At 52.9% G+C, this 24,214-nt stretch carries 20 protein-coding genes and 3 tRNA genes; 3 read left to right on the top strand and 20 right to left on the bottom strand.

The genetic code is table 11. The annotated features are described in order from the left end of the window. Nucleotides 1-2 precede the first annotated feature (2 nt). Nucleotides 3-641 carry a type VI secretion system-associated protein TagO gene (locus DK872_RS21825; RefSeq protein WP_237656234.1) on the top strand — a complete coding sequence of 213 codons (639 nt, stop codon included), beginning with the start codon at nucleotides 3-5 and terminating at the stop codon, nucleotides 639-641. A 263-nt stretch (nucleotides 642-904) separates the two neighbouring features. Here DK872_RS21825 and DK872_RS21830 read toward each other — a convergent pair. The 6 genes from DK872_RS21830 to uvrY form a co-directional block, all read right to left on the bottom strand. Further along, a tRNA-Leu gene (locus DK872_RS21830) sits at nucleotides 905-991 on the bottom strand. A 12-nt stretch (nucleotides 992-1,003) separates the two neighbouring features. Continuing rightward, a tRNA-Cys gene (locus DK872_RS21835) sits at nucleotides 1,004-1,077 on the bottom strand. 54 nt (nucleotides 1,078-1,131) lie between these two features. Continuing rightward, nucleotides 1,132-1,207 (bottom strand) — tRNA-Gly (locus DK872_RS21840). Between the two features lie 149 nt (nucleotides 1,208-1,356). Then, complete coding sequence (pgsA, locus tag DK872_RS21845; protein ID WP_007371533.1) at nucleotides 1,357-1,905, bottom strand: CDP-diacylglycerol--glycerol-3-phosphate 3-phosphatidyltransferase; 549 nt, start codon at nucleotides 1,903-1,905, stop codon at nucleotides 1,357-1,359. A 56-nt stretch (nucleotides 1,906-1,961) separates the two neighbouring features. After that, nucleotides 1,962-3,794, bottom strand: a complete 1,833-nt coding sequence (gene uvrC, locus DK872_RS21850) for an excinuclease ABC subunit UvrC (RefSeq protein WP_007371532.1) — start codon at nucleotides 3,792-3,794, stop codon at nucleotides 1,962-1,964. Then, nucleotides 3,791-4,447 (bottom strand): UvrY/SirA/GacA family response regulator transcription factor, encoded by a 657-nt coding sequence (gene uvrY / locus DK872_RS21855; protein WP_007371531.1) that lies wholly within the window; start codon nucleotides 4,445-4,447, stop codon nucleotides 3,791-3,793. The genes uvrC and uvrY overlap by 4 nt, the downstream gene beginning before the upstream one ends. Nucleotides 4,448-4,911: 464 nt before the next feature. On the opposite strand from uvrY, the gene DK872_RS21860 reads away from it, so the two are divergent. Continuing rightward, nucleotides 4,912-5,136: a DUF2594 family protein gene (locus DK872_RS21860; RefSeq protein ID WP_007371530.1), complete on the top strand. Its 225-nt coding sequence runs from the start codon at nucleotides 4,912-4,914 to the stop codon at nucleotides 5,134-5,136. A gap of 62 nt (nucleotides 5,137-5,198) precedes the next feature. Here the strand turns inward: DK872_RS21860 and sdiA are convergent, their stop codons facing one another. The 11 genes from sdiA to DK872_RS21915 all read right to left on the bottom strand — a co-directional run bounded on the left by sdiA (nucleotide 5,199) and on the right by DK872_RS21915 (nucleotide 15,379). Beyond that, the gene (sdiA, locus tag DK872_RS21865; protein WP_007371529.1) at nucleotides 5,199-5,921 is read right to left on the bottom strand and encodes a transcriptional regulator SdiA; all 723 of its coding nucleotides are present in this window, start codon (nucleotides 5,919-5,921) and stop codon (nucleotides 5,199-5,201) included. A gap of 291 nt (nucleotides 5,922-6,212) precedes the next feature. Beyond that, the gene (tcyN, locus tag DK872_RS21870; protein ID WP_007371528.1) at nucleotides 6,213-6,965 is read right to left on the bottom strand and encodes an L-cystine ABC transporter ATP-binding protein TcyN; all 753 of its coding nucleotides are present in this window, start codon (nucleotides 6,963-6,965) and stop codon (nucleotides 6,213-6,215) included. Further along, complete coding sequence (gene tcyL / locus DK872_RS21875; RefSeq protein WP_007371527.1) at nucleotides 6,962-7,630, bottom strand: cystine ABC transporter permease; 669 nt, start codon at nucleotides 7,628-7,630, stop codon at nucleotides 6,962-6,964. The genes tcyN and tcyL overlap by 4 nt, the downstream gene beginning before the upstream one ends. An 18-nt stretch (nucleotides 7,631-7,648) precedes the next feature. After that, entirely contained in the window at nucleotides 7,649-8,635 is a 987-nt protein-coding gene (gene dcyD / locus DK872_RS21880; protein ID WP_079517749.1) for a D-cysteine desulfhydrase, read from the bottom strand. Nucleotides 8,636-8,742: 107 nt separating this feature from the next. Further along, nucleotides 8,743-9,543, bottom strand: a complete 801-nt coding sequence (gene tcyJ, locus DK872_RS21885; protein ID WP_035887547.1) for a cystine ABC transporter substrate-binding protein — start codon at nucleotides 9,541-9,543, stop codon at nucleotides 8,743-8,745. An 88-nt stretch (nucleotides 9,544-9,631) separates the two neighbouring features. Beyond that, complete coding sequence (gene fliZ, locus DK872_RS21890) at nucleotides 9,632-10,183, bottom strand: flagella biosynthesis regulatory protein FliZ (protein WP_007371524.1); 552 nt, start codon at nucleotides 10,181-10,183, stop codon at nucleotides 9,632-9,634. Between the two features lie 62 nt (nucleotides 10,184-10,245). Next, the gene (locus DK872_RS21895) at nucleotides 10,246-10,965 is read right to left on the bottom strand and encodes an RNA polymerase sigma factor FliA (protein WP_007371523.1); all 720 of its coding nucleotides are present in this window, start codon (nucleotides 10,963-10,965) and stop codon (nucleotides 10,246-10,248) included. A gap of 100 nt (nucleotides 10,966-11,065) precedes the next feature. Continuing rightward, complete coding sequence (locus tag DK872_RS21900) at nucleotides 11,066-11,290, bottom strand: hypothetical protein (protein WP_007371522.1); 225 nt, start codon at nucleotides 11,288-11,290, stop codon at nucleotides 11,066-11,068. Between the two features lie 651 nt (nucleotides 11,291-11,941). Beyond that, complete coding sequence (locus tag DK872_RS21905; protein WP_161518839.1) at nucleotides 11,942-13,051, bottom strand: Gfo/Idh/MocA family protein; 1,110 nt, start codon at nucleotides 13,049-13,051, stop codon at nucleotides 11,942-11,944. 10 nt (nucleotides 13,052-13,061) lie between these two features. Then, nucleotides 13,062-14,228, bottom strand: a complete 1,167-nt coding sequence (locus tag DK872_RS21910; protein ID WP_144135955.1) for an acetyl-CoA carboxylase biotin carboxylase subunit family protein — start codon at nucleotides 14,226-14,228, stop codon at nucleotides 13,062-13,064. Beyond that, nucleotides 14,225-15,379 (bottom strand): DegT/DnrJ/EryC1/StrS aminotransferase family protein, encoded by a 1,155-nt coding sequence (locus tag DK872_RS21915; protein ID WP_071920989.1) that lies wholly within the window; start codon nucleotides 15,377-15,379, stop codon nucleotides 14,225-14,227. Before DK872_RS21915 ends, DK872_RS21910 begins: the two co-directional genes overlap by 4 nt. Before the next feature lie 243 nt (nucleotides 15,380-15,622). Between DK872_RS21915 and DK872_RS21920 the strand changes: the two genes are divergently transcribed. Then, complete coding sequence (locus DK872_RS21920; protein WP_071920990.1) at nucleotides 15,623-19,183, top strand: glycosyltransferase; 3,561 nt, start codon at nucleotides 15,623-15,625, stop codon at nucleotides 19,181-19,183. A gap of 60 nt (nucleotides 19,184-19,243) precedes the next feature. Here the strand turns inward: DK872_RS21920 and DK872_RS21925 are convergent, their stop codons facing one another. The 3 genes from DK872_RS21925 to DK872_RS27645 form a co-directional block, all read right to left on the bottom strand. Further along, complete coding sequence (locus DK872_RS21925; protein WP_161518840.1) at nucleotides 19,244-22,894, bottom strand: glycosyltransferase; 3,651 nt, start codon at nucleotides 22,892-22,894, stop codon at nucleotides 19,244-19,246. A gap of 183 nt (nucleotides 22,895-23,077) precedes the next feature. Continuing rightward, nucleotides 23,078-23,980, bottom strand: a complete 903-nt coding sequence (locus DK872_RS21930) for a flagellin (protein ID WP_007371515.1) — start codon at nucleotides 23,978-23,980, stop codon at nucleotides 23,078-23,080. After that, nucleotides 23,967-24,214: hypothetical protein (locus DK872_RS27645; RefSeq protein WP_237656235.1), on the bottom strand; the 248-nt coding region annotated here is incomplete at its 5' end. The genes DK872_RS27645 and DK872_RS21930, both read right to left, overlap by 14 nt.

Consider the following 24,214-nt stretch of genomic DNA (forward strand, 5'->3'; position numbering starts at 1 on the left):
AGATGACTATGAACAGAATAACAACCATTGCAACGGTCATGTTTGTGGCTGGATTTTCAATGCACGCAGCGGCTGAGACTAAAACCGATTTCGATAAAGATGCCTTGCTAAAGTGTCAGCTAGAGACAAAGAGTGATGTTCGTTTGGCTTGCTATGATGCGGTATTACCTCCAAGCGCAGCGGTAAATGACGAAACCACAGCAGGTACAGGAAAATGGCAGGTAAGTTCGAAAACTTCACCTGTCGATGATACAAAGAATGTTTATCTTATCCTCGCAGCGAATGAGTCCATTCGATCTCAATTTGGTGAATCTATTACCCCTAATCTTTTTATTACTTGCAGAGAGAAGAAAACGGAGCTGTACCTAAATTGGGATGTCTTCATTGGCACTGATGAAGCCTCGATGTTATATCGCCTTGACAAACAAAAGGCAAAAACGCAAACGTGGGATATTTCTAGCGATAATAAGGCCGTCTTTTATCGCGGTAATGTCGTCGAATTCGTTAAGACTTTGGCTAAAGCTAACGGCATGTACACCCAAATTACGCCTTATGGCGAAAGCCCTGTGAGCGTGTCTTTTGATTTGAGTGGGTTGTCGGAAGCGTTAAAGCCACTGCAAAAGGCATGTAGCTGGAAATAGACAACTATCCGTAGCTGCTCTGGAGACGATACGAAAGCCTCGTGTGTTTGAGGCTTTTACTTTTAAACGGTCGCGATGGACAGAATGCGGCGCTGATTTAAAAGTCTCGCTCAGTCAGCTAAAAAAAGTCTGCGTCCCTTTGAAGGATTACCGCCACGCCATCGCCATTTCATCGCCACTCGGCAAATTTCAGGTATAAAAAAACCGCCTTACGAGGCGGTCACACGACACTGCTTATCATTGATTTTATTCTTTTTTTCCCATGGTACCCGGAGCGGGACTTGAACCCGCACAGCGCGAACGCCGAGGGATTTTAAATCCCTTGTGTCTACCGATTCCACCATCCGGGCTCGGGAAGAAATTGGAGGCGCGTTCCGGAGTCGAACCGGACTAGACGGATTTGCAATCCGCTACATAACCGCTTTGCTAACGCGCCGTGAATCTTGATGCTTTTCAGCCAGCACCCGCTGTTTTAGCCGATGCTTTAATTTGGAGCGGGAAACGAGACTCGAACTCGCGACCCCGACCTTGGCAAGGTCGTGCTCTACCAACTGAGCTATTCCCGCATTATCAAGTTTTGTTCTAATCACTTGATTTTGCTATCTTCTGGCGAGCTACGCTGCCTTCCGATGCGTTGCATTCTACTTACCTGACGCACTGAGTCAACGATATTTTTCAAAACCCGGATCGTTTGCTGAAAATTACGACGATACGATCAAGGTTCAAGCAGATCGCCACGTGCTGCATTCAGATATTGCAGCATTGACCACAGTGTCAGCCCGGCAGCAACGAAGAACAACGCAATACCAGCATATTCAACCCAGATATTTGGACGCCACAGCAGCCCTACCAGCGCCATCATTTGTGCGGTGGTTTTCACTTTACCGATCCAGGATACCGCCACGCGGCTGCGTTTCCCCATCTCCGCCATCCACTCACGCAGAGCGGAAATAATGATCTCACGGGCAATCATGGTAGCCGCAGGCAGCGTTACCCACCAGGTATGATAATGTTCAGCCACCAGCACCATCGCGATAGCGACCAGCACTTTATCGGCAACCGGATCGAGGAAGGCACCAAAACGGGTGCTCTGATTCCAGCGGCGCGCCAGATAACCGTCAAACCAGTCGGTTATCGCCGCGATACAAAAAATGAGCGCGCAAACGAATGGTGACCAGTAAAAAGGAAGATAAAACGCCAGCACGAAAAAAGGGATCAGGATGACGCGAAAAAGGGTAAGCAACGTAGGAATATTCAATCGCATAGTGGCGTTAACTGTCTGTTGTCCGTAAATTTTCGCTCTATGTTGCTACAGAGCCCCTAATGTTTCAACGAGTAGAAGATCTTTTCTGCCAGTCCTTGCGAGATACCCGGCACTTTTGAGATTTCATCAACACTGGCATTGAGCAACCCTTGCAATCCACCCATATATTTCAGCAGCATTTGGCGACGCTTCGGGCCTACGCCTTCGATCGTTTCCAGCGAGCTGGTGCTCTTCACCTTGGCACGTTTTTTCCGGTGACCGCTGATCGCATGATCGTGCGACTCATCGCGGATATGCTGGATAACATGCAGCGCCGGAGAGTCCGGCGGCAGGCTAAACCCCTCGCCTTCCGGCTCAAAGAACAGCGTTTCAAGCCCGGCTTTGCGATCGGCGCCTTTCGCGACACCCAGCAGCAACGGCTTGTGCTTATCCCACGGAACATCCAGCTCGGCAAAAACCGCCTTCGCCTGCCCCAGTTGCCCTTTGCCACCGTCAATAAGGATCACGTCAGGGATTTTGCTTTCTTCAATCGCTTTGCCGTAACGGCGACGGAGGACCTGGTTCATTGCCGCATAGTCATCACCGGGCGTAATACCGGTGATATTATAGCGGCGGTACTCCGCGCGTAATGGCCCATTGGTATCAAAAACCACACATGACGCAACTGTTTGTTCGCCCATCGTATGGCTGATATCAAAGCACTCCATCCGTTTCACTTCCGGCAGTTGTAACACGCTGGCCAGCGCGGCCAGACGCTGGTGAACGGTCGACTGCTGTGAAAGCCTGGTGCTCAACGCCGTGGCAGCGTTTGTGCGCGCCAGCTTCAGATAGCGTGCGCGATCTCCGCGCGGTTTAGTCTGTACATTAACCCGGCGGCCAGCCAGCTCAGAGAGTGAATCGGCCAACAGCGTTCTGTCACTGAGATTGAAATCCAGCAGGATTTCGCCAGGCAGTGTTCGCATCTGGCTGCCCTGCAAATAAAACTGACCAACAAACGTTTCCACCACTTCGCCCAGCTCCGTACCACCAGGCACTTTGGGAAAGTAACTGCGGCTGCCGAGTACTTTCCCCTGGCGAATAAACAGCACGTGTACACAGGCCATGCCGGCATCAAACGCCACGCCGATAACATCAAGATCGTCGCCGGTGTTAGAGACAAACTGTTTTTCCGTGACCCGCCGTACCGCCTGAATCTGGTCGCGCACGCGCGCGGCTTCTTCAAATTCCAGCGCCTGGCTGGCCTTCTCCATGCGGGTGATAAGTTGCGTCAGCACCTGATCGTCTTTTCCGGCAAGGAACAAGCGAACATACTCAACCTGCTGTGCATACTCTTCTTCACTGACCAGCCCTGCGACACACGGCCCCAGGCAGCGGCCAATCTGGTATTGCAGGCACGGGCGGGAGCGGTTGCGATAAACGCTATTCTCACACTGCCGAACGGGGAATATTTTCTGCAACAGCGCCAGCGTTTCACGCACAGCATAGCCGTTCGGAAACGGGCCGAAATACTCCCCTTTCGCATGTTTCGCACCGCGGTGCATCGACAGACGGGGATGCGTATCGCCGCTGAGGAAAATAAACGGGTAAGATTTATCATCCCGCAACAAAACGTTATAGCGGGGCTGATAAAGCTTGATGTAGTTATGCTCCAGCAGCAGCGCCTCAGTTTCGGTATGCGTTACCGTCACATCAATCTGTTGGATTTGAGCGACCAGCGCTTCGGTTTTTCGTGAGGCAAGATTGCTGCGGAAATAGCTGGAAAGGCGCTTTTTAAGATCTTTCGCTTTACCAACATAGATAACGGTACCACCGGCGTCATACATACGATAAACGCCGGGTTTGCTGGTCACCGTTTTGAGGAAGGCTTTTGAATCGAAAACTTCAGTCACTGACTTAACAACGTCTCCGCATTACACAGACCATGGCGAATGGCGAGGTGTGTCAATTCGACATCACCGTGAATGTTCAATTTACTGAACATTCGGTAGCGATAGCTGTTCACCGTTTTGGGGCTCAGATGGAGTTGTTCAGAAATCTCATTCACTTTCTGCCCCTTCGTGATCATCAGCATAATCTGCAATTCTCGTTCAGACAAACTGGCAAACGGCGAGTCCGTTTTTTCAGGTTCAATCTGGCTGAGTGCCATTTGCTGAGCGATATCAGAGGCGATGTAGCGCTGTCCGGAATGCACAGAGCGAATGGCATTCACCACTTCCTGTGGTGCGGCGCCTTTGCTCAGATAACCGGCTGCACCCGCCTGCATGACTTTCGCTGGCAGAGGGTTTTCCGTGTGAACGGTAAGCATAATGACTTTGGTGTCGACGTTAGCACGCGCAATTTTACGCGTGGCTTCAAGGCCGCCGATTCCGGGCATGCTCATATCCATCAGGACGACATCAACGGAATTGGCCCGACACCATTTGATGGCATCTTCACCGCAGTTGACTTCACCCGTGACTTTTATGCCTTTAACATCTTCAAGAATGCGTCGTATCCCTGCGCGCACCAGTTCATGATCATCAACAAGTAGTACGTTGATCAATGGAGTATCTCCGAAAAGAGGGATAACGCTGCTGAAAGCTAATTAAACGTATATTAACGGTTTTTCACCCAATAATGAAAGGTAAAATAACCCGCACTTTTCGATTTTGTTCTCGTTTCTGGAAATTAAGCTGTACAAGATGTGGAAAGTGTTTCCATGTTCTCAAGGCGTTGCGTAAGAAAGTCTAAACAGCATTTTTCATAAAGTTGCCAAAAAGGCTTTTACTTTCACAAGAATTATCTGAGCAACATGTAACAACAATTAACTACGCTTAAACGCGGTTTAAACATATATTCCTGGCTAATAGAAAATTCTGATATTTATTGCAAAAAGTTTAATCTAATAAACCAGACAATAACGATCAAAAAACAACCACTGCATTCTTTTGGCCGGGTTGTGGTATACTCCGCCGCTTTGACAGTGACCGTCGCGCAACGGCGCGGCTACATAACGAGGAAAATAAATTGAGCACACCTGATTTTTCCACTGCTGAAAATGCAAAGGATCTGGCGCAGGAAGTCGCTTGCCTGAAATCATTGTTGACGCTGATGTTGCAGGCAATGGGCCAGGCGGATGCGGGCCGCGTCATCATTAAAATGGAAAAGCAAATTGAACAAATGGAAAATGAAGCTCAGGCAGCGGTATTTTCCAGCACTGTTAAGCAAATTAAACAAGCTTACCGCCAGTAATAAAAAACCGGCTGGCAGGTAACCTGACAGCCGGCTGCTTTCTGATTCGTCGCAGTGAATAATCAAATCATTCCGGTCGCCGCAGCATAACAGGCAATCTGCGTTTTATTCGGCGCATTGAATTTCTTCTGCATATTCTTCTGGTGAAAATTGACGGTATTCTCAGAGATCGACAAAATCATGGCGATTTCCGCAGAGGTCTTGCCTTCCGCCGTCCATTTCAGTATCTCGCGTTCACGCTTACTGAAGCGCATCTCCGGCGTCAACACCATCTGATCTTCCAGTCGAGTCAGCGCCAGCAGACTGAGCTGCACCAGCGTCTGCAACCGCAGTTCAATCTCATCCTCAGGCATCATTTTACCAAGCAGGCTGCTACGCGAAACCGAGAGAAAACCCAGCGCATGATTAGGCAGCATCAGACACTGCGAGATCCCCTTTCGCAGGCCATGATCCCGCGCAGCATCCCACAATACCATCGCATCCTGGAAGAGCTTGTCATTCCAGGGCAAATGTCCCTGAATGAAATTTTCGGCTTTAAGCACCGGATCAATGGCAAAGTAATTCTCCGCCTGATACTGCTGCATCCAGGCCTGCGGATACGTCGTTTCAACGCTAATCCTCGGCCGGGTAAAGGGCACTGGGTGGCGAACGCACAGTGAGAAATAATCAAACTCCAGCAGCTGTGTCTGCCGCTGTAACTCTGTATAAACGTCCTTAGCCGCTGTCATCTCCTGGAAGCGCGACATCATTTCGCGTCGCCAGGTAAAAAATTCTTTATCCTGCATACCGACCGGTAATACCCCTGGTTTTAATAATCATTATTATGTATACATTAAGCTAACACATAAAACTTAATTATAAATATAAAATATCGGCTAATGTGGAAATAAGTTGCAGAGGCTGCCGGATTTAACGCTGGCAACCTACAGGAAAAACTGCGCGGCTATTGGATAATTGCAGGGATATACGCGAAAAATAGCCGCAGCATCGGCACGCCATTAATTCCGCCCAAAAAAAATTTAGGTTAAGGTCAATTAACGCAATTCAGAAAACAGGCAGGCGGAATCGCGCCGTGTTTATTGCATCAGGAATTTTTCCAGAAACTGCCTGGTGCGTGGATGTTGCGGCTGGGAAAACAGCAGTTTCGCCGGCCCCTGCTCCACAATGCGCCCCTGATCCATAAAAATCGCCCTGTCCGCGACATCGCGGGCAAAACTCATCTCGTGGGTCACTATCACCATGGTGCGTTTTTCCTGCGCCAGTTGGCGAATGGTGTTCAGCACTTCGCCAACCAGTTCAGGATCGAGCGCAGAGGTAGGCTCGTCAAAAAGGATAACATCAGGACGCATCGCTAACGCGCGGGCAATCGCAACGCGCTGCTGCTGGCCGCCGGACAAACGACGCGGAAAACTCTCTTCTTTCCCCTTCAGCCCCACTTTTTCCAGTAACTGACGCGCCCGCGCACAAGCCTCTTCTTTCGCTTCGCCCTTCACGATCACCGGCCCTTCAATAATGTTCTCCAGCACCGTACGGTGTGGAAACAGGTTGAAGTTCTGGAACACGAACCCGACATGCTGGCGCAACTGGCGGATAGCCTTTTTCTGTTCGCCTGGAGATCGAGAGGTATCAATGGTGATTGCCCCCACGCGGATCGTCCCGCTTTCCGGCTGTTCCAGCAGATTAATACTGCGCAACAAGGTGGTTTTACCGGACCCACTAGGGCCGATAATCGCCACCACTTCCCCCTCCTGTACCTCCAGATCGATACCGTGCAGGACGGTTTGTCCGTGGAATTTTTTCACCAGATTTTTAACGTCGATAGCACTCATTTTGCATCACGCTCCTGACGGTTAAGCTGGTTTTCAAAATAGTTCTGCAACGTGGAAAGCACGGTCGCCATGACCCAGTAGATCAGCGATGCCGCCAGATACATGGTGAACACCTCCAGCGTGCGTGAGGTGATCAGTTGCGCCTGACGAAACAGCTCCGGCACCTGAATAGTTGCCGCCAGCGAAGTATCTTTGACCAGGCTGATAAAACTGTTACTCAACGGCGGTAGCGCCACGCGAGCAGCCTGCGGAAGGATCGCGCGGCGCAGCGTTTGCCAGGACGTCATGCCGATACTGGCGGCCGCTTCCCATTGCCCCTTATCGATAGACGAGATGGCGGCTCGCAAGGTTTCCGCGGCATACGCTGCCGTGTTAAGCGAAAGCCCAATCATTGCCGACGGGATGGGATCCAGCTCTATGCCAAACTGCGGCAGACCGTAATAGATCATAAAAAGCTGTGCAATCAATGGGGTACCGCGAAAAATCGAGATATAAAAGCGTGCCAGCCAGCGTACCGGCAGCAGCGGCGACATTCGCATCAGCGCCAGCACAAAACCGAGCAGCAAACCAAAAAACATGCCGCCAATACTCAATTGCAGCGTGAACACAGCCCCCTTGAGCAGATAAGGGGCTGAATCGATAACTAGCTGTAAGCTCTCTTGCATCTGTATGCTGCCTGCGGATCAGATATGCGGATGGTAGGCGAAGAGCGCTGGCGCGCCGCCGGTATGAACGAAAAGGATCGGGCCATCGTCTTTAAAACGCTTCTGCTCAATGCCATCGAGCAAACCCGCCATCGCCTTACCGGTATAGACCGGATCGAGCAAAATCCCTTCCAGACGCGCCAGCAGTTTCACGGCTTCCATCCCTTCTTCATTCGGCATGCCATAACCCGGCGCAAAGTATTCATCCCACAGCACAATATCGGCATTCGCGCTGATCTCCAGATCGTGGGCGATCGCCTGCTGCAAGGTTACAACTTTGGGTTTTTGATCCGCCACGCTGCGCGAAACGGTAACGCCAATTAACTCGACCTCCGGCAGCAACTGCTCCAGCCCGACAGCAAGCCCGGCATGCGTTCCGGCACTCCCGGAAGCCACCACCACCGACGACAGCGCGACCGCGCCTTCGCATTGCTGGGCAATTTCCAGTGCGCTTTCGACGTAACCCATGGCACCCAACGCATTAGAACCGCCGACCGGAATCACATACGGGCGAAAGCCCTGCGCCTCGACCCGCGTCGCGAGCGCCTCCAGTTGCGCAGCCGGATCGGTCAACGCATCGCACATTTCAATTTGCGCATTGAACAGATCCAGCAGCAAACGGTTGCCATTGCTGAGATAGTTTTCTGCCTTCGTACCAATAGGATTTTCCAGCAGCGCGACACAGTGCAAACCCAGTTTCGCCGCCACTGCGGCGGTCTGGCGCACATGGTTAGACTGAATCGCGCCTGCGGTGATCAGCGTATCCGCGCCTTCACGTAGCGCATCAGCAGCAAGAAACTCCAGTTTGCGCAGTTTGTTGCCGCCCATCGCAATCGGCGTCACATCATCACGTTTGATGAAAATCTCGCGCCCAAGGTAATCGGACAGGCGCGGCAGGTACTCCAGCGGCGTCGGTGCGCCAATAAATTCAAGACGCGGAAAGCGGGTCAGGTTGTGCAAAGACATAAAACCTCCGAAGACCGGATAACGTTGTGTATTGTTTTTATTATGCACATTTACAGAGATGAAATAAAAAAGGCGCTTTTTTAAGCGCCTTTTTTAACGAGGAACGATCACTTCGTCACATCTGTTCCAAACCATTTTTCCGACAGCGCTTTCATCGTGCCATCTTTTTGCATATCGGCGATTGCCGCATCAATTGCCTGCAACAGATCTTCATTACCCTTGCGAAGCGCCACACCGGCCTCCTGACGCGAGAACGCATCACCAGCCACTGCCAGAGTATCTTTAGTTTTTTTCACCAGATCCAGCGCTGCAAGGCGATCCACCAGAATCGCATCGATACGGCCAACGCGCAGATCCTGGTATTTCGTCGGGTCATCATCATAGGTACGAATATCGACGCCCTGAACGTTCTTGCGCAGCCACTCTTCATAGTTGGTGCCCAGGCCAACGCCGACTTTTTTCCCTTTCAGATCGGCTGCGGTTTTAATGCCCGCTTCATTGCCTTTTTTGACCAGCGCCTGGATACCAGAGACGGTATAGGGCGTGGAGAAATCATATTTTTTCTTGCGTTCATCGGAGATGGTCACCTGATTGATCACCACGTCGATGCGCTTCGAGTCCAGCGAGGCCAGCATACCGTCCCATTTCGTCGGTTTCAGAGAGGCCTTCACGCCCAAATGCTTCGCCAGCGCATCGGCAAATTCCACTTCAAAACCAGTCAGCTTGCCATCATCGCCCTGGAAACTGAACGGCGGATACGTGCCTTCCAGACCGACTAACAACGTGCCGCGCTCTTTGACTTTATTCAGCAGGTTTTCTGCGGCGAATGTTTTCGCGCTTACCCCCGCCACCAGCGTGACGGCCATAACGGCCATCAGCGCCCGACGTCCCAGAAGTGCTAGTTTCATAGTTACCCCGATAAAAGAATTGGCTGCAGCAGTGCATTGCCTGGAAAAACGTAATCACAAGCAATGACTCGCCACATGTTATTCTTTTTTAATATATATCAGATCTCGCGCCGACAGCCATTTTTTGCATCGGCGTAAAACGCATCTGCGTCTTAAACTGAGCATATTTGCGCAAAGCGATCCGATAGTTATTGGTGCTGGTCGCGGGTAACCATGGCTCCAGGTTTTCGTCGAGGAACCCTTCATTGAGCAAATCACGGGAGATGTTTAACTCGCTCAGATGATTGCCAAGCCGGCGCAGACGCACGACATACTCGCGCACCGTACCGTGGCTCATCTCAGTCTGTTCGAAGAGATATTGTTTGAACCCGATGATATCGAAGAAATCGCTCTGCTCTTTGCAGTGCAAATCCCCGCAGAAACGACAGAGTGCAACCCACTCTTTTTGCTCTTGTTGCCAGGCCGCTTCATCCAACAGCATATCCAGCCGGGAAATCGCAATTTTGTTTACGATTTCGCCCCGGCGGACCAGTGTGATGCGGTCGAGCAACTTATGGCAATGAGCGCAATGCGTCTGGCTGTGTTTAAAGTCTTTAAGGTAGCGGCTTAGAGGCCGTCTTTTAGGTTGCTGCACCGTCATGATAACTCCTGGTTGTCAATGCGTTGTTCGGCATTTACCAGGGGCGATGCAGGATCACCAACCTATAACTTACCCAGCTTGGTGCGTAAGCGCTTAATAGCCTGACTATGGAGCTGGCTTACCCGCGATTCCCCTACTTCAAGAACAGCGCCAATCTCTTTGAGATTGAGCTCTTCCTGGTAGTACAGCGTCAGGACAAGTTGTTCACGCTCCGGGAGAGATTCAATAGCTTCCATCACCCGGTGACGCAAATTACTTTCCATTAGCTGGAATAACGGGTTTTCCTGTTGATGATCGTCAGTCACCAGCTCGATACTATCGCCGTGCTCTTCCCGCCATTCGTCATAGGAGAAAAGCTGGCTATTGTTAGTATCGAGCAGCATCTGACGGTATTCCTCGACAGGAATCCCAAGGCGCTGCGACACTTCTGTTTCCGTCGCGTTACGCCCCAGTTCTTGCTCTAGTTGCCCCATGGCCTGCGCCACTTCGCGGGCATTACGCCGGACGCTGCGCGGCACCCAATCGCGGCTGCGCAATTCGTCCAGCATCGCCCCACGAATACGCTGCACTGCGTAAGTGGTAAATGCCGTTCCTTGCAGAGCGTCGTATCGGTCTACAGCATTCAGTAGACCGATACCGCCCGCCTGTAGCAGGTCGTCCAGTTCCACACTCGCCGGCAATCGCACCTGTAGGCGCAATGCTTCGTGACGCACAAGAGGTACATAACGCTGCCACAGCGAGTGTTTATCCATTACACCTTCAGCGGTATAGAGTGAATTCACGATAAACAGCCCTGCGTTAATTGAGTTATCGGCATGATTATCCGATTCTGGAGTGGTTTTAATCGGATGAATAGTGGGTGAAATGGGGGGTTATTTGCCTTTATAACGCCCCACGTTTCGACGGCAATGCATATAATACTCGCTCAAAAGCCAGCGCCGGATGGTGTCCGCGCAGGAAAAATCGATAATCATCTGAAATATTGTAGATAAATTGAAACATCGCGATCGTTTTTTTACTTTTGTGATTTACGCCGGTGTTTTGCTCGTCCGACAAAATTCTCTGCTTGCGCCTCAATGACCACAATTTTCGCTGCGTTTTTAACATATTGCTTTCCGGTATCATCAGAAACGTCTCACCAGCATCAACACAATAATAAACGTACGCTTCATCACCTTGTAGGAATGCTAAACCTTCTGACAAACAAGGGCTTGTAGAAAAAGATCTACCAGAAATCTCCCTTAGCGCATCCACACCCTGAAGCGTAAAAAAACAATCTGGTTGTCATGGCTTTTATGCCATCGGGAAAATGACAAAATTCACACAGCAGCAGTTTGTTTTTCTGGCAAAATTCCGCGGCGTAAAGCGTAACGATATTTCTATCAATCAATGAGTATTCACCCTGCAAAATACTTTCTCCATTCTTACTACTCGCGCATCTAATTCGATGCGGGCATAGCAGACAGTCAGAATGTAATTCCCAGGCAAATCTCTTTGCATCGCACGGTCTAACTCGATGATATTATGACCATAAAGCGTATAACCATCAGGACACGGTTTCGCCTTTATTGCTTCATAATCGACCGTCTCGCTTTTACGGAACAAAAATGTCTCCGCTTTTTTGCGCTAAATAACCCGCAGGTCATCATCCGGCACGCGGACATTCACTCTATTTCATCGATAATATCTATAAATCGCTTTTGCCTTTGCCAATTATGCATACACAAAAGCGATTTCAGGGCGACGTTAAAAGGCCAATCACAGCACTTTTTTTTGCTGCGCAATCGCACTTCTGTTCGCGCTTTCCAGGAATGACAATCCCTGCAATGCGGTGGCAGAGCCAATCGCATAGCCGTTTGCTTCGCCACGCAAAGCGGCGGCTATATCGCAGTAGTAGTTGGCAAAAGCTTCAATAAAACCGGCCGGGTGACCGGCTTTAAAGCGGCAGTAACGATCCAGATTGGCAATGGTGTTATCACCCGCCGTGCGATCGACAATACGCACATTGCCGTGAATATCAGCGAGTCGCAGATACTCCGGCTCCATCTGCAACCATTCGGCGCTGCCTTCCGTACCATAAATGCGGATCCGCAAACCGTTGCGAAAACCGAGCGCGGCTTTACCGTACCAGTAGTTACACACCATATCGTCGGTATAACGTGAGATGATATTGACGGTGTCCACCACGTTCGGCACACGCGCAAACGTACTGTTGACGGCGTAAACATCCAGCGCCTGTTTGTCGGTGAGAAACTCCACCAACTGGTGCACATGAACCCCGAGATCCAGCGATACCGTCGGGATTTCGCCGTCCACTTGACGCCAGAGTTGCGGTAACGCCACGCTGCCATCATTGCGACAACGGCTAAAACCTTCCTGCGGCATTTCGACCATCACCTGCTGAATTCGCCCAAGCCCGCCGCTCAGCAGGCGCTGGCGCAGTTCTCGCACCATCGGATAGCCGGTATAGTTGAACGTCACATACAACGGGCTATTAACCTCATCAACCCGCTGCTGAATCTCTTGCGCATCACCTACCGTTGCCACCATCGCCTTTTCGCAGATGATCGGCAACGGATACTCCAGACACGCCAGCAAAATGTCGCGGTGCGCAGGCGTCGGCGTCAGCACCACCACCGCATCAAGGCGCTGATGCTCTTTTTCCAGCATCAATAGAGCATCCTGATAAATCGCGTGATTCTCCAGCCCCCAGGCGGCTCCTGTTTGCTGATTGATGCTTTCATCACGGCTGAAACATCCCGCCGTCAACTGGAAGTGCCCGTCCATCTGGCTGGCGATTTTATGTGTCATGCCGATAGCGGAATTGATACCGCCACCGATGAATGCAAGGCGCAAAGGCTTGGCCATAATCCAGTCCTTAAATCGTTTTAAAAGAAAAATAGTTTTTGAGCTGTGGCGTCAGCCGCGCCAGTTCGGCGAAATCCTCAAACTCGGCAAAAACCAGCCCCGCCCTGTCGCGCGGCGCGGGCAGCAGAGGATCGCCGGGTAACTTCAGCGGGATAGTCTCAATAATTCGCGCCGCCAGCGGAGCAAAGCAATAGCCAACAAAGTGACTTTCAGCATCGCCGGAAATGGTATGCCGGGCGATGGCTCGTTGATGCTCGGGCCGACGCACACTGAATGCGGATTCGCGGCCAATAAAGGGAGCGACAAATCCGGCGGAATAGGCTTCACCGGTGGATAATTCAATCAGACGCGAATAGAGATCGCCCGGGCAACGGCGGGTTAACTCAATCAGCCAAAAATCGTGTTCATTGGCAATGAACTGGGTATGCAGTAAGCCATCAACGAGTTGCAGTTCCCGCACCAGCGTCTGCATGCATTCGCTGACGCGATCGCGCATCGTTTCAGCGAGCGTCAGACTCAGGCTACTGCTGTTCACCTGCCAGGGATAAACGGTGCAATATTCGTCGACGAAAAATTCACAGACAATCTCACCGCCGCGAATAAATGCCGAGTGGCTGTATAACGCGCCTTCGCAGAAGGTTTCGATGACGCAGTGGCCATTACGGGAAGCGCCGCGTGCCAGGTCAACCGCCTGCGGCAAGGCGCCCGCCTCGCGCACCAGCGTAATACCGATCCCGCTATAGGCATCAATCGGCTTAACCAGTAGCGGGAAAGGCAAATCACGCGCCGCTTCCGGTTCGTTAACCGCGCGCGGAATCGGATAGCCTTTCAGCTCTGCCCAGACGCGAAAACGATCTTTAAGAAACAGCGTGTCGCTGACGTCCGGCGTATCAAAACCGGCCAGCCCGAGTTCGGCAGCCACGCGGCTACCGGTCAGATAAGAGACATCGGTTACGCCGGGCAAAATCGCCGTAATCTTCTGTTCGCGCGCCACCGCCAGCACTGCGTCTGCGTCTGCGTAATTCTGCACATGCGCAATATCAGCGAACTTCATCCCCGCATCCTGCGCTTTGCCGCTGCACACCAGTGTGGTAAAGCCCGCAGCTTTGACCACCTGCTGCAAAGGTAGCGACGCAAATCCGGCATCGAGGATCATCGCCGTTGCTGGCTGGCTCATATGCCCCCCGCAGAAATCATAGCGACATTGTTTGCAACAGGGAGCGCCATACGGCGGATAACATCCACAATACGTTGCTGATCGTCCCGCGTAAGCCCAGGGTAGATCGGCAGGCAGAGTACTTTCTCAGCGATATCGTTCGCGCAGGGTAAATGCTCTTTCTGTGAGGTCGCAAAACCGCGATACATGCTGAAGGAGCTAATTAAAGGGTAGAAGTAGCGACGGGTTAAGATGCCTTCGTTTTTCATCGCTTCATATAATGCATTGCGGCTGATGCCAAACTCAGGTTCAATCAGCACCGGACAATAGGCGTGGTTCCAGATCACATCATCGGGGACGTTAAGCAGGCTAAGCCCTGCAACACCATCGAGCAGCTCAAGATAGTACTGATACAGCGCCTGGCGTTCGGCCAGCGCCTGATCAATATGTTTTAACTGCAACAGACCGAATGCCGCTTCCACTTCATTCATTTTGGCGTTGATGCCGGGCGCAACCACGCGGGTTTCACCGGCAAAACCAAAGTTTTTCAGGTAGTCGATGCGTTGCTTCGTCCGCGCGTCATGGCAGATAATCGCGCCGCCTTCGAAGGTGTTAAACACTTTCGTGGCATGGAAGCTGAGTACCGAAAGATCGCCGTGATTCAGGATGCTGACGCCGTTTTTCTTCACGCCGAATGCATGCGCGGCGTCATAAAGCACTTTTAAGCCGTAAACATCCGCCACCTGCTGGATCTTCTCCACGTCACAGGGTACGCCATAACAATGCACCGGCATGATCGCCGTCGTCTGCGGCGTAATCAGCTCTTCAACGCGTTCCGGGTTGATGTTGTAGGTCAGCGGGTCGATATCCGCAAAAACGGGCGTCAGGCCATTCCACAGCAAGGTATGTGAGGTAGCGACAAACGAGTAAGGGGTGGTAATCACCTCACCCGTGATACGCAGCGCCTGGAGTGCCGTCAACAACGCCAGCGTTCCATTGGCGAACAGACAGACATATTTCACACCCAGATATTCCGCCAGCGCTTCTTCAAGTTGCTGGTGGAATGTCCCGCCATTGGTGAGGATGCGGTTCTGCCAAATCTTTTCCAGATAGGGAATAAACTCTTCCAGAGGCGGCAACAGAGGGCTGGTGACGAAGATGTTATTGTCCATAAAATGAACCTGAACAAGCCAGAGATGACTTTGATGTTACAGGCACCAAAGTGAATCTATTGGGTAAACAAGGGGCATTTCCCATGCCAATTAAGCCCGCAAGACACCAGCCTCCCTTTGCTATTATTGGCCGAGATAAAGAAAATCCGTGAAATTTCACGCCTGAGAAACCAGGCCGTCATCACCTCGTTGCCGCATCGCGCGTTGATGCGCTCAAACTGCTGCCCGCATAACGGAAAAAAAATGAACGAATACGCTTTGGTGAGTATCGTTATCCCGACTTACAAGCCCGAATTCTTCGCGACAACGCTCGCCAGCGCGCTCAATCAGAGTTGGCCAAATTGCGAAGTCATTATTTATGACGACAGTAACGACGACACCATTCGTCTCACCTGCGAGCGTTATGCATTAACGACCAAAACGCCTATCTACTACACCAAAAATAGCGTCCGTTTATGGGAAGAAGGCAACGTGCTGGCTGGCGTGCGTCAGGCCAGCGGTAAGTACATTAAGTTTCTCTACGATGATGACATTCTGTTCGAACACGCTATCACCCGGCTCGTTGCAGCGCTGGAATCCTCCCCGGGCAACAGCATGGCTTCCGCGCGTCGTGTTCGCGTTGATGAAGATGGCACCCCGCTGGTCGATATTACGGCGACCGCCTTCCCTTTTACCGCCGATGTGATTCTCGATGGTCCGGACGTGGTGAAGTTTTTCGCCGACCATCCGGTGAACTTTATCGGTGAGCCCAGTTCCGTGCTGTGCTATCGCGAGGATCTGATCTCTTTCGGTGATGACCTCTTTACCCTGCTCGGCGAGAATCTCTACTTCCTGACCGATATGACGCTGTATCTGAAGTTACTGCGCCTCGGCAACCTGGCCTTTGTCGCCGAAACGCTCTCGGCTTTCCGCGTCTCAGAGAACCAGAGTAGCCAGCTCGTGCATACCGGGAAATATGGCGATGTCATTAACAGAACCTATACCCGAATGCCGCAAATTGTCAGAGAACTGGGCTGGTACAGCGGTAATAAAGAAGAGAATGAAAAGGTCAAAGTCGCGCTGATGCACGGCGAGCAGCGTTTCCAGACGGAAAACCTGCTGCATGCACTGCATAACTCTCTACAAGTCTCCGTGCGCCGGTTCTACAGCAACAAAATCAACAAATGGCTCGACGAACGCCGCCTGCAACCGCAGTTCCGGCCGCTGGTGGAAGCTTTCCAACAGGCGCGCAACACGCAGCAAACGTTAACCGTTTTTATCTCGCAGTACGGACATCATCCTGATGCTGTCACGTCAACACTGCAAAGCCTGCAACGCTACGCCGGGTTTGGGCTGACGCTAAATCCGGTGGTCATCACGGAGCAGAGCGCCGCTCTTCCTGCGCCGACGCTCATCGTGCGACAAGATAATCAGATTGGTATCATCAATCAGTACATCGCCAGCCAGCCGTCTGACTGGGTGATGTTCATGGATGCTGGTGAAGTGCTGCTTGAGAGCGGCATGCTGATGTTCGATCTGGCGCTGGATGGCGCCTCCGCCTGCGATGCGATTTATGGCGATGAGTTCTACATGCAGAACGGCGAAATTGTCACCACGGCGATGCGCCCGGATTTCAACCTCGATTTACTGCTCAGCTACCCGGCAGAGATGGCTCGCCACTGGATTTTCCGCAGTGAAGCGATTCTGGCAGCGGGTGGGTTTAACCCGACGTATCCGCAGGCCTGGCAGTTCGAGTTTATTGTTCGTCTGATTGAACAAAAAGGGATGGGCTTTGCTGGTCATCTGCCGGAACCGTTTGTGGTTGGCCATCCGCCAGTGCAGGTCAGCCAACCGGAAGAACAGGCGATTTTAACCCAGCATCTGCACAATCGCGGCTATGCACAGGGTACGGTAGTGGCTACGCATCCGGGGCTGTATGCCCTGCGTTATAACCATCAGCAACAACCGCTGGTCTCGATTATTATCCCGACCAAAGATCAGCTTACTATTCTGAGTACCTGCGTCACCAGCCTGCTGGAGAAGACGCGTTACCGGAATTACGAACTGCTGATTGTTGATAACAACAGCGAGACCCCGGAAGCATTGCAGTGGCTGGAGGGGATCTCAACTATCGATCCTGAACGCATTCGCGTATTGCGCTATCCGCATCCGTTTAACTATTCCGCTATCAACAATATGGCCGCACGGGAAGCGCGTGGTGAATATCTGGTATTGCTGAATAACGATACGGCAGTGATCAGCGAAAACTGGCTGGATCATATGCTGAATCATGGGTTACGCCCGGAAGTGGGGATCACCGGCGCGAAACTGCTCTACCCGGACGGTAAAGTCCAGCATGCGGGCGTGGTGCTGGGGCTGCGTGGCCCGGCGGATCATCCCTTTATCGGCAGCGAAAACAACCGCGCCGGTTATATGAATCGTCTGCTGGTTGACCAGAATTACAACGTGGTCACTGCCGCGTGTCTGTTAATCCGCAAATCAGTCTATGAACAGGTCGGCGGGCTCGATGAAGAGAACTTCACTGTCTCCTATAACGATGTCGATCTGTGCCTGAAGGTGCGTGAAGCGGGCTATCTGACAGTGTGGACACCGCATGCACTGGTAATGCACGAAGGCAGCGTTAGCCAGAAGAAGGTCGATAAGACCGTGCAGGAGAAAAAACGTCAGCGCTTTATGGCCGAGCAGGACGCCATGTACGCCAAATGGATGCCGCTTATCGCTAACGATCCGGCCTATAACCCTAATCTGTCGCTGGATGGCGCGGGATTCCAGTTTGAAGCCAGCAGTAATAAAAGCTGGCAGCCGTTGCACTGGAAGCCGCTGCCACGTTTGATCGCCTTTCCATTGCAAAGCCAGCCCGGCAGCCGGTTGCGCCTCGATGCGCCGTTAGCATTACTGAATAGCGCGGGCGTCGTCGAAGGGCAAATTAATTATCATCCCAGCACCTATACCGATATCAGTCGTTTTGCGCCGGATGCCCTGATCGTCCATCGACAAATCAGTGATGGCGCGCAGGAGTGGTTGCGCCGTCTGCCGCAGGCAGCATCGATGTTTAAAATCTTCGATCTGGATTGCTGGTTGCCTGGCTTACCGGTCAATGCCGAGGAACGTAACGATCTGCCACAGGATATTTTCGCCGCGCTGCGCGGTACGCTGGCGCATGTGGATCGCCTGATCGTCGCCAGTAACGAGCTGGCCGAACAGTGCGCAGGGCTGCACAGCGACATCCGCGTGATGCCAACGCTACTTTCGCCACAGCAATGGTCGGGGTTATCCAGCCAGCGTGGCATGGGTAAGAAACCGCGCATCGGCTGGTGCGGAACCGCGGCGAATACCGGCGATCTGGAGCTAATTCATAAACTGGTCAGCCAGTTAGCCGATCGGGTTGAATGGGTGTTCTATGGCTACTGTCCGCCTTCCCTTCAGGAGTGGGTCAGCGAATTCCATGCCCCGGTTCGCCCGCAGCATTTTGCGAAAAAGCTGGCCAGCCTGAATCTCGATCTCGCCGTGGAACCGTTGGCCGATACGCCGTGGAACCGGGCGCTTAGCCCGGTACGTCTGCTTGAATATGGCGCCTGCGGTGTGCCGGTGATTTGCAGCGATATCATCAGCACACAGAGCATTGCTGGCGTTACGCGCGTCGAAAATCGCGCAAGAAGCTGGCGCGAAGCCATTGAAAACCATCTGCTTGATGCGGCGATGGCGGCACAACTTGGCGATAATTTGCGTCTGTACGTGCTGGAAAACGGTATGTGGAACGGCGAAAGCCTGCTGCGCCAGGCGCAACTCTGGTTACCGGATTAATGTTTCTCCGGGCATAACAGCCGATGGCAACAAAAAAGGCGCTTCGCAGCGCCTTTTCTTTTACTTGTCGGCCGGTAACCAGCCCTGACGCCAGTCATCGAGCCCGGCATCCCGCAGATACCAGTCGCTGCGCACGGCGGCACGCAGCGCATCACCCTGCCGCTCGCGTAACGCCGGATCGTGAATGTACGCCTGAATCGCGTTCATCCAGTCTTTAAAGCGGTTCGCCACCAGCGTCACCGGCAGATTGCAGCGATAAGGCTCAATGTCGGTAGCGATGATCGGCACACCGCAGGTGCCAATCTCCAGCAAACGCAGGTTGCTCTTGCATTCGTTGAACTGGTTGATTTCCAGCGGCACCAGCGCCAGGTCGAGATTCAGGCTGGCCAGTTTCTCCGGGTACATTTCAAACGGTACACCGGGGTGGAATTCGCAAAGCACGTTGCGCGGCTTCATGCCCATAAACACCCACTCCACCTGCCCTTCCAGCTCTTTGATCAGCGGCAACAGGATCTCCAGATCGCCAGTATGCGAGCTGCCTCCGGCCCAACCGACGCGCACTTTTTTCCCGGTTCCACGGGCGCTGAGCAGGTGATCCCACTGATTCGGTGCCAGGCGGTTTTGCGCAATGCGAATATCACTGTGGAATCGGCTGTAGGCTTCAGCCAGCGGCGCAGTAGAAACGACAACCCAGTCGGCGGTGTCCATCACTTTGCGGAAGTTTTTCAGCATTTGCGGCGGGAAGTGCTGACGGTTACCGTTTTTCATTGGCACGTTCAGCAGGTAATCATCATATTCCAGCACGATTTTCGCGCCGCTGACATCGCGTAACTGCTTCATGATATCCGGGAAGCGGCTGCCGGTGATCAGCTCAAGCAGAATCACATCCGGCCGCATTTGCGCCGCTTCCATCAGGCCGGGAATGGTGTTCGTCAGCCCGCCTTCGATCATCAAATGGCGTTCCAGCGCTTTGAACGGTTGCATCACCCGGTGATGGCCGCCACCGACCCAGTTGATGTGATGGGCTAACACCACCGGCAATGGGCGGCCAGGCAGCGGCTGGTGCAACCGCGCAATACTTGCGCTCAGCGTGAAGGCTTTGCCCATCTTCTGCATCAGCGGATGGTACGAGGGTTCATTCAGCAACCCCTGCTGCCACTCACCGCGCAGCGTCGTATAGTCCTGCAACAACGGACGCTCCTGCACGCCAATTTTGTTGCCGAATAAACGTGTCGCGCCGCCCATATGTTTCACGCGGGCGTAAGGCGTCCAGACATTGAGATATCCCTGCTGCTGCGCGCGCAACCCCAGATCCACATCGGCGAAATAGAGGGGATAACGCTCCTGGGTAAAGCCGTTTAAGGAGAAGAAAACCTCTTTACGCACCATCATGCAGGAGGCGCTCACCGCAGCCAGGTTACGCGGCGTTTTCAGAAAGTGCTGAAAACCATTGCTCTGCCCGTCAGCGCCATCGAAGGCGACATCAACACCGTGCTGCACGCCGACTAAATAGCCGCCATGTTGAATACGGCCGTCCTGATACTCCAGACGTGCGCCCACCAGCCCTACTTCCGGGCGCAGCGTATGTTCAAGCAGCGCATCCAGCCAGTTACCGTCGATAATTTCGCAGTCATTATTGAGAAACACCAGCACATCGCCACGCGCTTGTTGCGCGGCGGCATTATTGATTTCAGCGAAATTAAAGGGCGCGTCGTAACGCAGAATGCGCACCTGATCGAGCCCCAGCGCCGCCAGATCGTTGAGGAAACGGCAGGCATCCTCCTCCACCGACTGGTTATCAACGATCAGCAGCTCATAGCGCTGATAGCGGGTCTTTTCCATCAGACTTTCAATGCAGCGCTTCAGCAGCGCAAAGCGATCGCGGGTCGGAATAATGATCGACACCAGCGGCATCGCCTGCCACTGATAGCGCAGGCGTTTAATGTTCTCCGCTAATCCCTCTTCCAGCGTGGCGTTAATTCCCAGCCGTTGCAGATGCGCCAGCAACGCCTGCTCGCATTCAGCGACCACCTCTGCCGCCTCGCTCCAGTGGGTTACCGGATGCGGGTTTTCCACCAGCACTTCCGCCACACGGCCCACGGCGCCTGCGCCCTGTCCTTCGACAAAGCGCCACAGCAAATCGATATGCGCCGCGTGGGGATAATGACCGCTGAATCCTCCCACCTGCAAGGCAATTTCCCGCGAAAAAAGTACCGTCTGACCGATATAAGGTACACCGCGCAACAGATCGATATTGACGCCTGGACGCAGGGTGAATACCGGTTCGCCGTTTTCCGCCCGCGTCATTTCATCACAGTAAAACAGCCCGGCATTTTGCTGGTTCATACGTTGCTCAGCAAAACGCAGCAGCGCGTCGTCACGCAGTGTAAAACCTGCGGGGATCAGCAACATCGCTTCGGCGCTACGCGCTTGCAGCAGCGCATTGGCCGCAGCAGGCCATGCGGTATCATCGGCAATCACATCAAGACTGACGGCCGTCAGCGACTGGCTTTCCACCGACGCCCGCGTGCGTGCGCTGGCCTGATTGTCGCCAAGGATAATGACGCCAATGCTGGCTTTATCCGGGTACGCCCGGGCAAAAGTGAGCAGCGCTTCCCGCCGCGCTTCGCTGATCTGGCGATCGTCCAGCCAACGGGTAAAGGAGTAATCGGAGGTTTGCTGCTGTGCCAGCACCGCTTTACTGTGAAAATTAAGCGCATAGCGGGATTTTTCATCAAGCTGGCGTGTCTTCGCTACCAGCGGCGCATTTACGATGGCATCCAGCGCGGTCTCCAGCGACCATTTCGCCGCCAGATCCGCGCGCTGCGCCTGAGTCCACGCCAGTGCGCTGGCGTAGCCGCTTTGCAGCATCTCAACCCACTCATCGGCATCCGGGCAGTTGCGCAGCGACAGCGCACAGAAATGCTCGGCTTCATGGCGGGCGACGTTCGCGTCGTTCAGATAGCCTTCGACATAGCCCTCGTTCACCAGAAACAGCGGGATCCCCAGTGTCAACGCTTTCGCCACGCTATCATCATTGCCGATCACGACGTCATAGTGCTCCAGCCAGGCCGGATCGATGCGCTGCGCTTGCTGGTTAAGATCCAGCCAGTCTATCTGAACGCCAGCTTCGCGGGCACGCTGCTGCACTTCGTACATCTCCGCCGACATTTTCGGCGCAATGTAGACTGCGCGCGCCAGCGTCGACGATTCGCGGGTGCGCACATACTGGCTGAAACGCGCCGGAACCGTCCACGGCAAGTTTTTCAGTTGAGTGCTTTCCACACCGGTTTGCAGCAGCAGCGCGGAAGTGCGCGGCGAGAGATCGAGCGTCAGTGCTGCGAACTGGTTTTCCAGCGCCACGCCCCAGGGAATATAGAGATCGTTATAGTCGTTGAAATGGCGGAAAATCATCGCGCCGCGGAGACGTTCAGTAGCGATCGCATCGAGCAGTTTATCGCTGAAGAAACCGCGATAGATCCAGATAACATCATATTGCGTGTCTGGCTCACCCTGCTGGTCGGTCACCAACCCAAAGCGCCCTGTCGCCTTCAGGCGATCGATCTCCGCGTTCAGTGCCTTTCCTGCACTACTGGTGATGAGATCTACCCGCCAGTTCTGTGCCAGCAGCACATCGGCAATATCGAGTAATTCGTTGGTATGGGGCGTAAAGGCGTCAAATTTATCAACGCTAATTAATAGGCTTCGCATCTCTCATCCTCAGCACGCCGGGCCTGTTGGCCGGGGCTATCAAAGGGCGTTTCTGTCGTTATGCAATATTGTGGGGGAGTAAGGAAAGATCGAGAGGAAAAACAGCCAGTAGAAAAGGCGCTATATCTGACGATTGGACATAAAAAAAGGCATCCGAAGATGCCTTTTTTAATCCGTTGCGAATTAACGCAGCAGGGACAGCATGGTCTGCGGAACCTGGTTGGCCTGAGCCAGTACGGAAGAACCGGCCTGCTGCAGGATCTGCGCGCGGGACATGTTCGATACTTCGGTCGCGTAATCGGAGTCCTGAATACGGCTACGAGCAGACGTCAGGTTGCTCACGGTGTTGTTCAGGTTGGTGATGGTGGATTCGAAACGGTTCTGGGACGCACCCAGCAGGCTGCGCTGGGAGTCAACCGCTTTGATTGCCGCATCGATATCTGCCAGCGGGCCGCCGTTGGTGCCGCCAGTGGCATCAACAGTACCGCTCAGTACGTCGAAACCTTCAGCCGCAGTCGCACGTGCGTTGCCGTTAACCACGCCACCGGTAGACGCTGTTGCGCCTGTCGCGTTGAACAGGTTGTAGGAATCTGAAGAATCCAGGCTGATGGAGATAGTTTCGCCGTCTTTTGCGCCAACCTGGAAGTTGTAGCTGCTGGTACCGGAACCGGTGTTCAGCACTTTGATGCCGTTGAAGTCGGTCTGGGTGGTAACACGGTTAACTTCTTCCATACGCTGGTTAACTTCAGCCTGGATGGAGTCGATGTCAGAAGCAGAGTTGGAGCTGTTCTGCGCCTGAACGGTCAGGTCACGGATACGCTGTAAGTTGTTGTTGATTTCGCTCAACGCGCCTTCAGCCGTCTGCGACAGGGAGATACCGTCGTTGGCGTTACGGGCAGCAACGGTCAGGCCGTTGATGTTGGAAGTAAAGCGGTTAGCAATCGCCTGGCCAGCAGCATCGTCTTTCGCGCTGTTGATACGCAAGCCGGAAGAGAGACGCTCGATCGCAGTACCCAGAGAAGCCTGAGATTTGGTCAGGTTATTCTGAGTAGTCAGCGACAGGGTGTTAGTATTAATAACAGCCATGATAGTTATCCTTCATTGAGAAATTTATATTCCGGCATGGGCCAGCGGCTTCATCACCGTCTAAATTGTTATCGACGCTGTCGCCGAACTCTTTAATGCTTTTTATCTTTTTTATGTAATTTTCGTCGGCAAAAAAAACGATATATAAAATAAAAAAGCGCCGACAAGCGGCGCCCTTCTTTATTACTAATTTTGCGATTAACGCAGCAGGGACAGCATGGTCTGCGGAACCTG

The organism is Kosakonia sp. MH5 (assembly GCF_009935945.1).
Classification (GTDB): Bacteria; Pseudomonadota; Gammaproteobacteria; order Enterobacterales; family Enterobacteriaceae; genus Kosakonia; species Kosakonia radicincitans.

What these genes read in the sequence shown, in the direction of transcription:
- pgsA (WP_007371533.1), bottom strand. Translation starts at nt 1,905, where the DNA reads ATGCGATTGAATATTCCTACGTTGCTTACCCTTTTTCGCGTCATCCTG.
- DK872_RS21915 (WP_071920989.1), bottom strand. Translation starts at nt 15,379, where the DNA reads ATGGACAATAACATCTTCGTCACCAGCCCTCTGTTGCCGCCTCTGGAA.
- dcyD (WP_079517749.1), bottom strand. Translation starts at nt 8,635, where the DNA reads ATGTCTTTGCACAACCTGACCCGCTTTCCGCGTCTTGAATTTATTGGC.
- tcyN (WP_007371528.1), bottom strand. Translation starts at nt 6,965, where the DNA reads ATGAGTGCTATCGACGTTAAAAATCTGGTGAAAAAATTCCACGGACAA.
- tcyJ (WP_035887547.1), bottom strand. Translation starts at nt 9,543, where the DNA reads ATGAAACTAGCACTTCTGGGACGTCGGGCGCTGATGGCCGTTATGGCC.
- DK872_RS21825 (WP_237656234.1), top strand. Translation starts at nt 3, where the DNA reads ATGACTATGAACAGAATAACAACCATTGCAACGGTCATGTTTGTGGCT.
- DK872_RS21910 (WP_144135955.1), bottom strand. Translation starts at nt 14,228, where the DNA reads ATGAGCCAGCCAGCAACGGCGATGATCCTCGATGCCGGATTTGCGTCG.
- tcyL (WP_007371527.1), bottom strand. Translation starts at nt 7,630, where the DNA reads ATGCAAGAGAGCTTACAGCTAGTTATCGATTCAGCCCCTTATCTGCTC.
- DK872_RS21900 (WP_007371522.1), bottom strand. Translation starts at nt 11,290, where the DNA reads ATGTTAAAAACGCAGCGAAAATTGTGGTCATTGAGGCGCAAGCAGAGA.
- fliZ (WP_007371524.1), bottom strand. Translation starts at nt 10,183, where the DNA reads ATGACGGTGCAGCAACCTAAAAGACGGCCTCTAAGCCGCTACCTTAAA.
- sdiA (WP_007371529.1), bottom strand. Translation starts at nt 5,921, where the DNA reads ATGCAGGATAAAGAATTTTTTACCTGGCGACGCGAAATGATGTCGCGC.
- DK872_RS21920 (WP_071920990.1), top strand. Translation starts at nt 15,623, where the DNA reads ATGAACGAATACGCTTTGGTGAGTATCGTTATCCCGACTTACAAGCCC.
- DK872_RS21930 (WP_007371515.1), bottom strand. Translation starts at nt 23,980, where the DNA reads ATGGCTGTTATTAATACTAACACCCTGTCGCTGACTACTCAGAATAAC.
- DK872_RS21925 (WP_161518840.1), bottom strand. Translation starts at nt 22,894, where the DNA reads ATGCGAAGCCTATTAATTAGCGTTGATAAATTTGACGCCTTTACGCCC.
- DK872_RS21905 (WP_161518839.1), bottom strand. Translation starts at nt 13,051, where the DNA reads ATGGCCAAGCCTTTGCGCCTTGCATTCATCGGTGGCGGTATCAATTCC.